14 protein-coding genes are annotated in these 15,611 nt (G+C 38.8%); 4 read left to right on the forward strand and 10 right to left on the reverse strand.

What is annotated here, in order from left to right:
* Positions 1–9 precede the first annotated feature (9 nt).
* Both DPX34_RS19915 and DPX34_RS19920 read right to left on the reverse strand, forming a co-directional pair.
* Complete coding sequence (locus DPX34_RS19915) at positions 10–942, reverse strand: diguanylate cyclase (protein ID WP_111980188.1); 933 nt, start codon at positions 940–942, stop codon at positions 10–12.
* Positions 943–947: 5 nt separating this feature from the next.
* Positions 948–1,271: an Hpt domain-containing protein gene (locus tag DPX34_RS19920; protein WP_111980189.1), complete on the reverse strand. Its 324-nt coding sequence runs from the start codon at positions 1,269–1,271 to the stop codon at positions 948–950.
* Between the two features lie 627 nt (positions 1,272–1,898).
* Here DPX34_RS19920 and DPX34_RS19925 point away from each other — a divergent pair.
* Positions 1,899–2,087, forward strand: coding sequence for a DUF1289 domain-containing protein (locus DPX34_RS19925; protein WP_111980190.1), 189 nt, complete (start codon positions 1,899–1,901; stop codon positions 2,085–2,087).
* A 55-nt stretch (positions 2,088–2,142) separates the two neighbouring features.
* Here the strand turns inward: DPX34_RS19925 and DPX34_RS19930 are convergent, their stop codons facing one another.
* Positions 2,143–3,531, reverse strand: coding sequence for a PhoH family protein (locus DPX34_RS19930; protein WP_111980191.1), 1,389 nt, complete (start codon positions 3,529–3,531; stop codon positions 2,143–2,145).
* 455 nt (positions 3,532–3,986) lie between these two features.
* On the opposite strand from DPX34_RS19930, the gene rapA reads away from it, so the two are divergent.
* The 3 genes from rapA (at position 3,987) to DPX34_RS19945 (ending at position 9,397) form a co-directional block, all read left to right on the forward strand.
* Complete coding sequence (gene rapA, locus DPX34_RS19935; protein WP_111980192.1) at positions 3,987–6,899, forward strand: RNA polymerase-associated protein RapA; 2,913 nt, start codon at positions 3,987–3,989, stop codon at positions 6,897–6,899.
* A gap of 64 nt (positions 6,900–6,963) precedes the next feature.
* Positions 6,964–7,617, forward strand: coding sequence for a pseudouridine synthase (locus DPX34_RS19940; RefSeq protein WP_111980193.1), 654 nt, complete (start codon positions 6,964–6,966; stop codon positions 7,615–7,617).
* Positions 7,618–7,777: 160 nt separating this feature from the next.
* Positions 7,778–9,397 (forward strand): methyl-accepting chemotaxis protein, encoded by a 1,620-nt coding sequence (locus tag DPX34_RS19945; RefSeq protein WP_111980194.1) that lies wholly within the window; start codon positions 7,778–7,780, stop codon positions 9,395–9,397.
* Between the two features lie 287 nt (positions 9,398–9,684).
* Here the strand turns inward: DPX34_RS19945 and panC are convergent, their stop codons facing one another.
* The 7 genes from panC to DPX34_RS19980 all read right to left on the reverse strand — a co-directional run.
* Positions 9,685–10,533 carry a pantoate--beta-alanine ligase gene (gene panC, locus DPX34_RS19950; RefSeq protein WP_111980195.1) on the reverse strand — a complete coding sequence of 283 codons (849 nt, stop codon included), beginning with the start codon at positions 10,531–10,533 and terminating at the stop codon, positions 9,685–9,687.
* Between the two features lie 6 nt (positions 10,534–10,539).
* Complete coding sequence (gene panB / locus DPX34_RS19955; RefSeq protein WP_111980196.1) at positions 10,540–11,337, reverse strand: 3-methyl-2-oxobutanoate hydroxymethyltransferase; 798 nt, start codon at positions 11,335–11,337, stop codon at positions 10,540–10,542.
* 24 nt (positions 11,338–11,361) lie between these two features.
* Complete coding sequence (gene folK / locus DPX34_RS19960) at positions 11,362–11,859, reverse strand: 2-amino-4-hydroxy-6-hydroxymethyldihydropteridine diphosphokinase (protein WP_111980197.1); 498 nt, start codon at positions 11,857–11,859, stop codon at positions 11,362–11,364.
* Positions 11,852–13,159, reverse strand: coding sequence for a polynucleotide adenylyltransferase PcnB (gene pcnB / locus DPX34_RS19965; RefSeq protein ID WP_198673769.1), 1,308 nt, complete (start codon positions 13,157–13,159; stop codon positions 11,852–11,854). The genes folK and pcnB overlap by 8 nt, the downstream gene beginning before the upstream one ends.
* A gap of 185 nt (positions 13,160–13,344) precedes the next feature.
* Entirely contained in the window at positions 13,345–14,196 is an 852-nt protein-coding gene (gene gluQRS / locus DPX34_RS19970) for a tRNA glutamyl-Q(34) synthetase GluQRS (RefSeq protein ID WP_111980198.1), read from the reverse strand.
* Positions 14,197–14,260: 64 nt separating this feature from the next.
* Positions 14,261–14,710: an RNA polymerase-binding protein DksA gene (gene dksA, locus DPX34_RS19975; RefSeq protein ID WP_111980199.1), complete on the reverse strand. Its 450-nt coding sequence runs from the start codon at positions 14,708–14,710 to the stop codon at positions 14,261–14,263.
* Positions 14,711–15,070: 360 nt separating this feature from the next.
* Positions 15,071–15,611, reverse strand: a 541-nt coding sequence (locus tag DPX34_RS19980; RefSeq protein ID WP_111980200.1) for an IS3 family transposase, incomplete at its 5' end; no start/stop codon positions are given.

The raw sequence follows: 15,611 nt of genomic DNA on the forward strand, positions 1-15,611 counted from the left end.
TCCTAGGGGTTATTCGAACCACTTATCATCTTTTGGCACTGCGACAACTTGGTTTCGTCCGTTTCCTTTGGCTTCATAAAGCATATTGTCTGCTTTATTGTGTAAAGTCAGTGGTTCTATCGTATTTGTGGGTACACAACAAGCTAGGCCTAAACTAATGGTAACAAAGTCAGTTGCTGTGTTGTATTTATGCGTTATTTGCATATCGACAATTGAATTTTTGAGCGCTTCGGCGACTATTCCTGCAGAGTCGATCGGTGTTTCAGGTAAAAGCACGACGAACTCTTCGCCTCCATAACGTGCTACAAAATCACTTGCCCTGTTTAAGGTGTTACTTAAGGCATTGGCGACTTTTTTTAATACATCATCGCCTTTAGCATGACCATAATTATCGTTGTATAATTTAAAACAATCGATATCGATCATGATCATTGAGAGCGGAAGTCCGGCTCTTAAACAGCGGCGCCATTCTTTATCTAATATTTCATCAAAATTGCGTCGATTAGGGATCTCAGTCAAACCATCAATAGAGACGAGCTTTTCAAGTAAATCGGCTTTTTGTTTGAGTGCAAGTTGGTTCCGCACTCGTGCCATAACCACTGGGATATTAAACGGTTTGGTTATGTAATCCATTGCGCCGAGTTCTAAACCGCGAGCTTCATCTTCTGGATTATCTCGACCCGTGATAAATATAACAGGAATACTTTTGGTGTGATCCGATTGTTTTAAAGTGACGAGGACTTCATAACCATCTATATCGGGCATTTGAATATCGAGTAAGATAAGATCGGGGGGGGCTTCTTCGTTTGATATTGCTAGCGCTCGTGTCCCATTTATAGCGGTCTTTACTCGGTAGCTTCCCGATAATGCTTGGCCTAACACCTTAATATTTAAGGGTTCGTCATCAACAATTAAGATGGTTGGTTTATTTACTACGCTCATTTATATCAAATTTGTTGACTGGCTAAAATAACGTCTTGCATCGCTTGGTTTAATGCAGCGATATCTTCTGGTGTTAGTGTCTGTGTATCCACTAAGGCCTCTTCTGTTTTTCGCGCTTGCTCGGTTAATTCGTGCATACCTAAATTAGCCGCTGCGCCCTTAATTGAATGAACATAGCGTTTGGCTTCATCTAATTCGGCTTGTTGAATTAGATTCGTTAAATCTGCTGTAAGAGCGGTATAATCTCCTGTGAACTTGGTGAGCAACATTTTTAGTAAATCTTTGTTCCCTCCTAATCGTTCAAGGGCTTCGGCTTCATCTAAAATCATAGAAAGTTTCCTTGGGCAATTTTGATTTTATCTATTTGAAAATAGTAGATTTCAAACGATAAATAAGCAACCTTTAGGTTGTTAAACTTTTGCATAATTATGCTATTTTTGCATAAATATTAGTTTATCAGATATTTAATGACTTAAACTTATATAATCAACCGGTTTTTATTATTTGTATTGCGATGTATCTATAGTCAAAGCGATCGGGTTTTAGGGGAGGCCGTCAAGCTTCGAGACGCCATGAGCATATGCTCTACTATGTCATTGGGGCGAGTAAGCGCTGACAATGAACCATAAAACCTGAGCGAGAAAACTATATTCATTTGATTGCTAGGGCGTGTTTATCTTTGCCGTATAGATTTTGAACCCAAAGGGCAGCGCATTTGCACTCTTTCTACTATGTTGCCCCACATGGATGTGGGGTAAGGTGACTTTGCAGGAGCATAAAGTCTTTATCGCTCTTTTATGTAGAATAACGACACCGCAATCGCTCTGCCTTGTATAAATTTGCAAAAGCATACACAAAAGATAAACACGCCCTAGCTAAATAAGTGCGTTACTCGCTAAATCTTATTTTGAATGAGGTTTAGCTTTACAAGAAATTCAATTTGAAAATATAGGCTTATGACATACAAAAAGCATATTGCTAACCCTTGCATCGGTTATTGCAAATTAAATCATGATGATATTTGTGGCGGCTGTGGCCGTACACAAAGTGAGCGCACAGATTGGATATTTTTAACAGCGACAGAACAAAAGACGATTTGCGAAAACGCCAGCAAACGCTTAGCTAAAATAAAAAAAGATCAATAGAAATGCAAATGCTCTGCACTTCTATTGAACTGATTTGTATCATGATAATGTGTTGCTATAAGTGCTCCTCTGCAAAGCTCGCTAAACGTGAGCGCATAACACCTGCAATGTTAATGGTGGCGCTGCCTTCAAAATCTTTAAATCGCTCTACAATATAGGTTAGCCCAGATGTTAAAGGGGATAAATAGTTACTGTCTATTTGGGCTAGGTTACCGCAACAAATTATTTTTGTTCCTTCGCCTGCGCGTGTAATAATCGTTTTAAGTTGGGATGCGGTCATATTTTGACATTCATCAAGCAAAACGATTGAGCGTTGAATACTACGACCTCGCATAAAGTTAACTGATTTAAATTGAATATTCGCTTTTTCCATAATGTAATTCATGCTGCTTTCGCTGCATTCATCGTTGCGATGCAAAAAGTCTAATGAATCACTAATAGCGGCCAACCAAGGGGCCATTTTTTCTTCTTCTGTTCCTGGAAGAAAACCAATTGATTCTGCGATTTCAGGTGTATTTCGAGTCACAATGATGCGCTCATATATCCCTTTTTCAATAACCATTTCTAAGGCACTGGCAAGCGCTAAAAGTGTTTTACCACTTCCTGCTGGGCCGGTAAGCAAGACAAGATCGATATCAGTATCGAGCAGTGCATCTAAAGCCATCGCTTGGTCAATATTTTTAGGGCTGATCCCCCAAGCTTGGCGGTGCATGATGCGTTCTTTGCCTAAATCTTTGATCGTGACTGTATTTTCATCATGACTGGTAATTTTAGCGGCAAATTTATTGCCTTCATCGTGTAAATATTCGTTCACAAAAATAGTCGACGGGAAGATATCTCTGGCTAACGTATGTGACGTATCACGACCTTCTGATTCACTTTCGCATGTTGATACTTGTTGCCAAAAATCACCTTTAAATTGATGATGCCCTTGCGATAAATATTTAATATCAGAAATGAGCTGATCTGTTTTGTAGTCTTCAACATTTTCTAATCCAGCGCCTTTACCTTTTAAGCGCATGTTAATGTCTTTGGTTACCAGTATCACTTTATTGGGCGCAAATACATCTTGTAAATGTAAGGCTGTATTGATTATTAGGTTGTCATTGGCAGTACCAGGGAGCTGGCTAGTATGAAAAGTGAGTTGATGATCCGGGAAAATAGAGAGGTTTCCTTTTTCTTCCGTATTATCCGTTTTTTGCTTTAACGTTACCCCTTCCGATATTTGCTCGGGAGTTGCATCGTGCATTATCTCTTCAAGTGCACGTATTGCAATACGTGCATCGCGTGCGACATCTTTTTTGCGATCTTTGATCACATCTAACTCTTCTAACACGGTCATCGGAATAACGACGTCATGTTCTTTAAAGTTTAGAAAAGCAAAAGGGTCATGCAGTAAAATATTGGTGTCGAGTATGTATTTTTTTCTGATTTCTGGCGCCATTCAAGTCTCCTTGACAAGATAAAAGCTCTTATTTATAAAACGCATGAATTGTTACAATCGCAATGTTTAGTAACGGAAATATGACAGTTTAGAAATAATAAAAACGCCTCCCTTAAATTAAGTATCCAAAATTATTTTCACTATTTTTTAATACTCTTTTAGTATGGATCAAGCTTTAAATATACTCAAGTTATTGAAATGCTTTATGTTGAGTGTCAGGCGTATTAAATTTTTGATTCGATAAACGGGGTTGTGATTCTGGCTATTGTAGATTTAACTAGCAGATTTTTTAAACTGAACTTTAATTAAATGAATACATATTGCGCTTAATGCCTAATTCTATTGAATTAAGCATTGCATGCTTTTTCTCATACGGTAGCATACGCGCTTTTTTACAATTATCGTGACTTTGCGATATCTGTCATCTTTTTTGCTATTGCTGGAGCTTTTTATTAATGAATTATTTTGCCTTAGGCCAACGTTGGATCAGTGACTCTGAATCAGATTTGGGATTAGGGACGGTTGTTGCCGTTCAGGGACGCCGTATTTCAATGTTATTTCCGGCGACTGGAGAAAACCGTGAGTATGTCGCTGATACAGCGCCACTAACACGAGTAACGTTTAACCAGGGTGATAAAGTTGATTCAGCTGAAGGTTGGTCAATTATTGTTGAAGATATCGAAGAAGCGGATGGCATATTTATTTATTTTGGTCGAGATGCTGATTCCGGTGAAGATGCCACGCTTATTGAAACACGCATTAATCACCATTTAAAACTTAATAAACCCCAAGATCGTTTATTTACAGGGCAAATCGACCGAAATGATTGGTACGATTTACGATATCAAACAAGACGTCATCAATTTGCTTATCAAACCAATGATTTGGTTGGTTTAAATGGTGCCCGCACCTCATTAATTCCGCATCAATTACACATCGCTAAAGAAGCGGGTCAACGTGTTGCACCTCGTGTATTGTTAGCGGACGAAGTTGGCCTCGGTAAAACGATAGAAGCAGGGATGATTATCCATCAACAGCTTTTATCGGGACGAGCTAGCCGGGTGCTTATTTTATTACCTGAGTCATTGCAATATCAGTGGCTCGTTGAAATGTTACGCCGCTTTAATTTACCGTTTTCTATTTTTGATGAAGAGCGCTGCGCTGAATATGTCGAATCGGCAGAAAACCCATTTGAAACAGAACAACTTATCATTTGTCCTTTGTCTTTATTGGCTAACTCAGAGCAAAGACAACAACAAGCTTGTGCTGCATCTTGGGATTTAGTTGTTGTTGATGAAGCACATCATCTTAAATGGTCTCCTGATGAGGTGAGTCCAGAATATCGAACGGTTGAATTATTAGCCGCTGTTAGTCAGGGCTTATTATTATTAACGGCTACACCAGATCAACTTGGCCATGAAAGTCATTTTGCACGTTTACGTTTACTCGATAAAGAGCGCTTTTATGATTACGAAGCGTTTGTTGCTGCTGAGTATCAGTTTAAGGCTACGGCATTATTAGCTAAACAATTAGTCAGTGCTGATGATTTAAGTGCCGATCAAAAATCGCAATTGGTTGAATTGAATGCTGAAGATGGCAGTATTGCTGACGCTTTGCAGTTAGTGAATACAACGGATGCAGAGCAACGTAGAGCGAGTCGAAAAACGATTATCGCTGATTTAATTGATCGCCACGGTACCGGCCGTGTATTGTTCCGTAATACTCGTGCATCTGTCAAAGGCTTTCCGCAACGAAACGTTCACCCAATCGCACTTGATTATCCCGATGAATATTTGCCGGGGACGCGCTGGTGGTTAGATCGCCATCAAGATAATCGTCGAGTACAAGATGTCGCAGCTTTACTGACACCAGAATTTATTTATGAAGCTGAAGGGCATGAAGATCACGCTTGGTGGTTGGTTGATCCAAGAGTTGATTGGCTAAGTGAAAAAATAAAATCAAACAAAGGTCAAAAATATTTAGTTATTTGCGCCAAAGCGTCAACGGCGTTAACGCTGGAAAAAGCATTTAGAACATTACAAGGTATTAATTCAGCTGTTTTTCATGAAGGTATGAGTATTATCGAACGAGATAGAGCTGCAGCTTGGTTTGCTGATCAAGATGAAGGCTGCCAAGTTCTCATTTGTTCTGAAATTGGTAGTGAAGGGCGAAACTTTCAATTTGCCAGCCAATTAGTCTTATTTGATTTACCTTTGAATCCTGATTTGCTTGAGCAACGCATAGGTCGTTTAGATCGCATTGGTCAACAAAACGATATCGATATTTATATTCCTTATTTTAATGGCACGGCATCTGAATCTATTTTTAAATGGTTGCATCAAGGTATTAATGCTTTCTCTGATACTTGCCCCGCAGGTGTTACGGTTTTTGAGCAACAAGCTGATGCATTATTAGATGCTATTTTCCAATTAGATCATGATGATGAGGTTGTTGTACCGTTTATAGAGCAAGCCAATACGATCATCAATGAATTGAATAAACAAATGGAAGAAGGGCGAGATATATTACTCGAACTCAACTCGAAAGGGACTGATGGCGAAGCGATTGCCGAAGCGATTCTTGAAATGGATGATGACACAAGTCTAATTGCATTTATGTTTCAAGTTTTTGATGTTTACGGTGTACAGCAAGATGAAAAAGGTAATCAGTGTTTAGTGCTTAAGCCGACTGAACATATGCTTGAACCCCATTTTCCTGAATTAAATGAAGAGGGTATGACGATTAGCTTTGATCGTGATACGGCCTTAATGCGTGATGATGTGCGCTTTATTAGCTGGGATCATCCTATGGTGCAAGGCTGTTTTGAGATGATTGCCCGCAGTGAAGTTGGGAATAATGCGGTTAGCTTTTTACCCAATAAAGCACTACCCGAAGGTACTTATTTTGTTGAGCTAATGTATGTTGTAGAAACCTCGGCGCCTAAAGCTTTGCAACCTGGGCGCTTTTTACCGCCAACACCTGTTCGTTTACTGCTGGATAAATCGGGTAATAACCTAGCCGAAAAAGTGGCTTACGAAAGCTTTAACAAACAATTAAAGCCTGTAAATAAACAAATGGCATCTCAAGTTGCGACAGCACTACAAAAAGAAATTCACCAATTAATTGGTAAAGGTGAATTGATTGCTAAAGCGCAGAAAGATGCCATTATAAAAGCGGCGACAGACAATGCTGTTAATGATATTTCAGCTGAATTAAACCGAATGCAAAGTTTGAAAAAAATAAACCCGAGTATTCGAGATATTGAAATTACGGCACTTGAACAGCAAAAAGAAGAGCTTGTTCAATACATAGGCCAAGCGGGTTTACAGCTTGATGCCGTTCGATTAATTGTTGTTAGTCATCAATAAATCATTAACATATAGGGTAGAGCGATAATCGTTTTACCCTATCCTCACTGAAGATATTAGCATCATGGCCTTTGTGTATAACCCGCCTGTTCAACCTTATCTAACAATATTGTATCAAGATGATGATATTCTTGTTTGCAATAAGCCTAGTGGTTTATTGTCTGTTAGAGGAAAAGCACCTGAACATCAAGATAGTTTAGAAGCGCGTGCACAACGAGTTTGGCCTACGTTAGGTATTGTGCACCGTTTAGATATGTCTACATCGGGCATTATGCTTATGGCATTGAACAAGCCTGCTCATCGATCATTGGCTCGACAGTTTCAAGACCGGCTGACTCAAAAATCTTACATAGCCTGTTTATGGGGGCAGCCTCAAAGTACCCAAGGTCTGGTTGAATTACCACTAATTTGCGATTGGCCGCAAAGACCAAAGCAAAAAGTATGTTTTGAAACGGGTAAAGCCTCGACAACTTATTGGCGTGTCTTGTCGTATGATAACGGAATGACTCGGGTTGAATTGACACCAATAACGGGGCGTTCACATCAACTACGGGTTCATATGCAACAGATCGGACATGCAATTTTAGGTGATAAATTTTACGCTAAAAACGCTGGCTTCAAAGCTGCAGACCGTTTACAGCTTCATGCTGAAAAATTAGGTTTTTTTCATCCAGTAACAGAAGAGTGGATAGAAATTACAGAGCCTTGCCCTTTTTAACGTATTTGTTTAATTGAGCTTTGAATTAAATACAAGATATGCTGTTTTAATCGCTGTTCTTACCTATACTTGATTGAATATTAAGTATTTAACTTATTTACCGATATGGTTAAGTAATCATTATTTTTAACCGTATCGTTCTAAAGCATTAAGGATTTTTATGTCTTGGTTCACCAATCTCAAGATATTCCATAAGATATCATCAATTATACTGCTGGCCGTCTCTATATTTGTCCTTAATGTTGTGATAAATGCGACGGCGCAACAGTCAACGCAAAAAGATTTGGTGTTGCTCGAAGATCAAATCTACCATTTAGTTCAAATTGCCACAATTAATCAGGTATTACTCGACCGTGTAGACGAGCTTTATACGCAATCTGTTTCATTTGGTGATGAAGAGCTTAAAACACAGGCCCAAGAAACATTAGATAAATTAAAAGCTAATTTAAATCGCGCTATTTCTTTAGATACAGCGAACAGTGCGACATTAAGAAAACAACAAAAATTAGTGGCTGATTATCAAGGGCGATCTGTATACATTGTAGATGGTATGCTTAATGGCAGTATCGATTTTTCCAAGTTACCTAAATTAAGCCAAGAGAAAGCATCGGTTTTAGAAGACGCACGCTTGGCTTTAAAAAATTATAAGCAATCGATCGATCAGCTATTTAGTACCACAATCGCAAAAGCAAGAGAAAGCGGTGAACAAGCACTTGGAACAACCATTACGTTTGGTGCGATCATGATTATTATTTTAGCCGCGATTGCTTTTTTTGTTGCTCGTTCAATTAGCTCTACCGTTATTGAACTGCGAGACTCTTTACATGAACTCGCTTCAGGTGAAGGGGAACTGAGCCATAGACTTGAGGTTAAAAGCCGAGATGAGTTAGGACAGCTTGCTAGTAATTTTAATTCGTTTATTGATACGCTTAGTCGTTCGATTGAAGGCGTGATGGCGGTGTCGCATCCGTTATTGGATACTTCAACACGTTTAATCTCTAATAGTGAAGTCGCTAAGCGATTAACTGCTGAGCAAGCTGAAAATGCAGAACAGACACAATTGTCAATGACTGAATTAAATCAGTCTATATCTGGGATTAGTGAATCAGCGACATTAGCTAACTCTGCTGCAAATGAAGCTGAGATTGAAGCGAATAATGGTTTGAATGTTGTTGAAGCAACTATTGAAAACTCAAAAAAATTGAATGAACAAATAGACGCGACTTCAAGCGCTATTCATCAATTAGCTCAAGATTCAGCAAGTGTATCAAAAATATTAGATGTGATTACCTCTATAGCCGATCAAACTAATTTATTAGCATTGAATGCGGCGATTGAAGCCGCACGAGCAGGAGAGCAAGGCCGCGGTTTTGCGGTTGTCGCTGATGAAGTTAGAACACTCGCATCTAGAACGGGGGCTGCAACAACTGAAATTAGAGACGTACTTGATAAGTTAAGGCATGCTGCGGGCCAAAGTGTCGATATGATGGGACAAGCAGAAACATTATCTTCAAGTAATGAAGAGTTTGCGATAAAAACGGGCTCTGCGCTTGAGCAAATTAAAGCGAGTGTTGAAAATATTTCTACGATGAATAATCAAATCGCAACGGCGACCGAAGAACAAAGTATGGTTGCAGATCATGTTGTCGAAATTATAACGACGATGTCAGAAACTGAAAAAGAAATTCAAGGCACGTTTAGCTCGCTTGAGGAAGTATCACATCAATTACATCAAGCATCCGATGATTTAATGGAAGCGACAAGCCAATTTAAACTTTAGTTTTGGATTTTAATGGGCACATATACTCAAGTGACTTCAATATATGCAGGATTCAATTTAAAGCTTACCGGAACAGTGCCCCAGAGCGATGTTGCTTCGTTTGCTTACAGCGGGTGTAAGTACTTATGGGATATCGGAAAAGTTCTAAATATTAACTTGAAATGAGACACTACATTCCTTTATTAATACACCGAGAATTAAAAATTGCTCAAGGGCTTTAAACGTGACTTGAGCATAAGCAAAATAATAGGTGTCAGTTTACATAAGACGATCTATTTAGGTTATCGCTAAATAGAAAACTCAATATTATCAATTAGACGAGCACTGGCGATAAATGCAGCCACTAATACAACAAAATTTGTCGTATCTTGTGTCGCCTCAGCTAAGGTATTTGCATCTCTAAATTCGATATAATCAGTACGTAAATCTGCTTGTTCTATATTAGCTTGCATGGCTTGCTTTATGTGTTTGTAGTCTTTATGGCCTTGTTGTATATATTGTTTTGCATATTTCAAGCTGCTATATAATACACTCGCCAATTGTTTTTCTTCGGGCGTTAAATAACCATTTCGGCTGCTCATGGCTAACCCGCTTTTCTCACGCACTGTCGGCACGCCAATAATTTGGATCGGCATTGATAAATCTTCCACCATGCGTTTTATCAAAAATAGCTGTTGAAAATCTTTTTGACCAAAGCAGGCAATATCGGGTTGTACGAGATTAAACAACTTAGTGACTACGGTTGTTACACCTCTAAAATGATTTAGTCTGGTTTCACCACAAATAATGTTGCTGATTTTAGGTATATCAACATAAGTCTGCTCTTTAAGTGGCCTTGGGTAGATATCTTTTACGGCGGGTGTATAGAGTAAATTGACACCACGCTCGGTTAAAGCGGCACTATCAGCGGCTAATGTTTTAGGGTAATTATCTAGGTCTTCGTTAGCGCCAAACTGCATAGGGTTAACAAAAATACTAACAACAACTTTATCTGCACGCATAAAAGCATCGTCAACTAAACTTAAGTGCCCATCATGCAGGTTGCCCATTGTCGGTACAAAAGCAATTTTTTGTCCTGCTTTACGCCATTGATTTATTGTGGCTCTTAGATCATTTATTTGGGTTACGGTTTTCATTATCGCCTACTCAAAAATATGTTCAGGTGCTGGGAAGGATTTCTCAGAGACCTCATTTATAAATTGTGTAACAGCTTTGCGAATATCGCCTGTTTTTGCTAAATAATTTTTAGAAAATTTTGGAATATAACCCGATGAAATACCTAATATATCGTGCATAACCAAGACCTGCCCATCGGTATCAACTCCTGCCCCAATACCACAAACAGGCACATCTACTGCAGCTGAAATAGCTTGCGCTAAACTCGCGGGAACACACTCTAATAAAACCATCTGAGCACCTGCTTCAACTAAATCGATAGCGTCTTGGATCATTTGTTCTGCGACATCATTATTACGGCCTTGTATTTTATAACCGCCAAATACATGTACTGATTGTGGTGTTAACCCTAAATGCGCACACACGGGGACAGAGCGTTGACTTAATGTTGTTATTGTTTCTTTTAACCATGCTGCGCCTTCTAGTTTTACCATTTGGGCACCCGCTTGCATTAATATTGCTGCATTCTCACAGGCTTGTTCAGGCGTAGCATAAGTCATAAAGGGCATGTCGGCTAAAATAAAAGCTTGTTTGGCCCCGGATGCGACACAACGTGTATGGTAAGCCATGTCATCAATTGAAACTTTAAGCGTATCAGAATGCCCTTGTAGTACCATGCCGAGTGAATCACCGATCAAGATCATATCAATACCTTGCTCATCAAAAATTTGAGCAAAGCTTGTATCGTAAGCTGTTAACGCACTAAATTTTTCATTATTTAGTTTCATTTTATTAAGCGTAGTAATTGTTTTTTTCTTTGTCATGTTAAGTCACCTAATTGAGTGTAACTATCGATGTAATTTAACTAAATCGTTAATAGGGCATTGCTGAATAAGGTTATTCAGGTTTTCACCGTTGGGTAGTATTAAATTACCGACCAGCTCTTGTAATGGATATAGTACAAATTCGCGTAAATGCATTCCATAATGAGGAATTATGAGTCTTGCATGATGTATTTGATGTGAACCAAAAAGCAAAATATCGAGATCGAGCGTTCGTGGACCCCAACGCTCGGCTTTTCTTTTTCGGCCTTGTTCTTGTTCAATTTTTTGCAGCGCATCGAGTAATGAAAGTGCATCACCTTGCCATATAAATTCTGCAACGGCGTTAACATATTCTGGTTGGTCTTGAGGTCCCATTGGTTGGCTGGCATAAAAAGACGATACCTTGAGCTGACTTAATTGCGCTAAAGTACTTAACGCCATTATTGCCATATCAAGTTGTTCGATAGGCGTAGCTAAATTAGACCCTAATCCGATATAGCACTTTTCAGCATTGTTATTCATTTGATGGCGGTGCCGGCTTACGTCGACGAGGAGCTCGCCTTTTCTTTTTTTTAGGTTTGTCGGTATCTGTTTTCATAACGCTGCTTATTTGAATGCGTTTTTGATTTTCATCTGATTGTTGAAAGTCTGTCCACCATTGAGCTAATTCCGTTAAGTGTCCTTGTTCTAGTTCCGCTCGAAGTAATAAGAAGTCATAGGCCGCTCTGAACTTAGGGTGTTCAAGCATTTTTATCGGACGATTACCTTGCCGTTGTTCAAACCTAGGTTGTAATTGCCATATATCTCTAATGATCGATGTAAAGCGCTTGGGGATCATCACACTCTTGCATGCCATATCTAATACATCGCTCATGGCTATTTGGAAAGCGTCATAAACGGGTAAGCCACTTTCATTTTGAATGTCTAAGCGTTTAGGGGTAATTTGATGCCAATATAAAGCAGCAAACAAAAATGCAGGTGTTATACGTAAATTATTAGCAATACGAGAGTCTGTGTTCTTGAGTGCAAGCGAAAATAGCTTGTATGACGGCTCGTTTTTATTTTCGAAGCTATCTTTTATTGGCAAAAATAGTTGTTGGAATAGTCCATATTCTAGCAACATAACAAAGGTTTTTTGTCCTTGGCCGCTTAAAAATAGTTTTAAACATTCTTCAAATAAGCGTGCTGCAGGAATATTTTGAAGTAAGTTAGCAAGTGGGATAATTGGCTGTGCAGTCGCATCATCAATTTCCATATCTAATTTAACGGCAAACCTAACGGCTCTAAGCATTCGAACAGGATCTTCACGGTAGCGTGTTTCAGGGTCGCCTATGAGTTTTATTTTTCTATCATTAATAGCCTCGATACCGTGCCAATAATCTCTAATGGCGAAATCAGCCACGCTGTAATATAAAGAGTTTATTGAAAAGTCACGACGCTCTGCATCTTCCATGATTGAGCCATAGACGTTATCACGCAGTAACTGCCCGTGTTCGTTTTGTTGAGCTGTTTTATTCTTGTCATCAACAGGTGTGTGATGCCCTCGGAATGTGGCAACTTCAATGATATCTCGACCAAAGACAATATGTGCTAACCTGAAGCGTCTACCAATTAAGCGACAATTGCTGAATATCTTTTTGATTTGTTCAGGCGTGGCATTTGTCGCAATATCAAAATCTTTGGGTTGTAAGCCTAATAATAAGTCGCGTACGCCTCCTCCGACAAGGTAGGCATCATAGCCTGCGTCGTTTAAACGATACAAAACTTTTAAAGCATTTTTGCCAATGTTTTTACGTGAGATGTTATGGCTATCTCTTGGTATTATTTGTAATTGATTGGCAGTTTTGTTGCGCAATTTTGGCTTAGATTTTCTAACCACTTTTTTACACAATTCGATGACTTTTCTGATAGCACTAATCTCTGAATGAAGACCATTTAATTAATGGCGCTAATGATATACCAGCATGGAGTTAAATTAAAATATTTGTGGTATTGAGGTCATAAAAATTAATTATTTTTAATTAGGTTTTGTTGTTGCCAGTTCATTTTTGCTTGGTGAAGGAGTTGCTCTATGCTGTAATCTGCATATTCTACTGGACATGCTTGGTTTAAAAACTGTAAGGCTTGCATTAATATTTGCTTATTATCAGTCGTATTAACAGCTGGAGCATGGTTTTGTTTGCTTAGTTTTAAGCCCCGTTCATCTAACACGAGTGGAATATGAGTGTATTGAGGGCTCGTTTGATTCAAACGTTGATATAGAGCCTGTTGCCAATAAGTTGTTGGAAGTAAATCTTGGCCACGAACGACATGAGTGATATTTTGATAAATATCATCTATCACCACGGCTAATTGATAGGCATATAGGCCATCTCGGCGATGTATTAAAAAATCTTCTTTATATTTATTATCTTGCGCTTTTATTGTGCCTAAAATTAAATCGGTGAATTCTTCAATCGGGTGTGTGTTTTTAAATCTGAGCGCATTGCCGGTTTGTTGTAGTTGTTGATTTATACAATGCCTGTCATATATACCGGTTAGTTCTTTTAATCGCTTTCTATTACAATTGCACCCGTATATTTGGCCTTGCAATAGCCAGTCATTTAGTTGCTCTTGATATACATCTAGGCGCTTACTTTGGTATAAAATACTATCGTCCCAGTATAATCCCAGTTGTTCTAAAGTGGATAATATTAGTTTTGATGCACCGGTTTGTTCTCTGGGGGGATCGATATCTTCAATTCTAACTAGCCATTTACCGTTATTTGATTTTGCATCTAAATAACTCGCTAATGCAGTGACTATTGAACCAAAATGTAATGGACCAGAGGGCGAGGGGGCAAAGCGACCTATATACATAATAACGTAATAAAAAAGCCCTACAACGGTAGAGCTTTATTTAAATTAAACCAAGTAGCGTTCATTAACCTGCTAATTGTTTTTCTTTTATTTCGGCTAGTGTTTTGCAGTCGATACAAAGATCGGCCGTAGGACGAGCTTCTAAACGACGTATGCCGATTTCAATGCCACATTCTTTACAAAAACCAAAATCATCATCTTCGATTAACTGTAACGTTTTCTCGATTTTTTTAATCAATTTACGTTCACGGTCACGCGCTCGAAGTTCTAAGCTAAACTCTTCTTCTTGCGCTGCTCTATCTACAGGATCAGGGAAATTAGCTGCTTCGTCTTGCATGTGGTTCATCGTTTTATCAACTTCTTGACGAAGCTGGCTGCGCCATGCACCGAGGATTTTTTTAAAATGCTCGAGCTGGGCTGGACCCATATACTCTTCACCTGGCTTCTCTTGATAAGGTGCAAGACCTGCGATAGCCATAATACCTAATGATTTTTTCTCAGTGCCAGTAGGCATATACTGTTTCTCCTAATCGTTAATACCGCGGTATGTAACAAGTTTTTTAGCCTGCGATTACTTATGCGACCTTATAAAACAAGGTTAAAATTACAAACAGACTAGTCTAATAATAATTTAGCGGGTATCTATACCAGAAAGGATAGAACCAAGCAAATTATATTTTTAATGTAAGTTTACAAATTTGTAACTTGATAACAGCTTATTTGGCGCTACGATGTTAGGGATACGAGGTAAGGTTAATACCAAACCGTAATAATAAATGCCCACTCAGCGAGCGTTTAAATGCGCTTAATTAAGGCGCTTGAATGAAAGAATAGTGGTGCTCTTTTGTAGTGGTCAAGTATTTTTGGAGAGATTTTAAGCCGCTTTTTTTAACTCATTATATTTTTGATGAGGTGTCTGATAATCTAATGCTGAATGCCTTCGTTTGTAATTGTAGAACCGGATATATTGTTCAACCACATTAACAACCGAGCTGTGATCAGTAAAGGTTAACGGGTTTAATTTTTCAGTTTTTAAACTTCTAAAAAATCGTTCCATCACCGCATTATCCCAGCAATTTCCTCTGCGACTCATACTTTGTTTAATGCCTAAACTCTTTAGCTTTTCTCTGAATAAGTTGGCTGAATACTGGCACCCTTGATCAGAATGAAACATGAGCTCCCCTGTATTCGGTCTTTGACGTTGTATTGCGTTATTTAAGGCTGCAATCGCTAATTCTGAATTTGGTTGGCTTGATAATGCATATCCAACAATTTCTTTAGTCCCTAAATCAAGTACACACGCTAAATAGCTCCACCCTTGATGTGATTTTATATAGGTAATGTCACCTACCCAATGAGTATTATACGTCGGTGGGTTAAATTGCCGCTTCAGTAAATTCGGCGCGTAAACGGTC

Source organism: Algibacillus agarilyticus (assembly GCF_003286125.1).
Classification (GTDB): Bacteria; Pseudomonadota; Gammaproteobacteria; order Enterobacterales; family Alteromonadaceae; genus Algibacillus; species Algibacillus agarilyticus.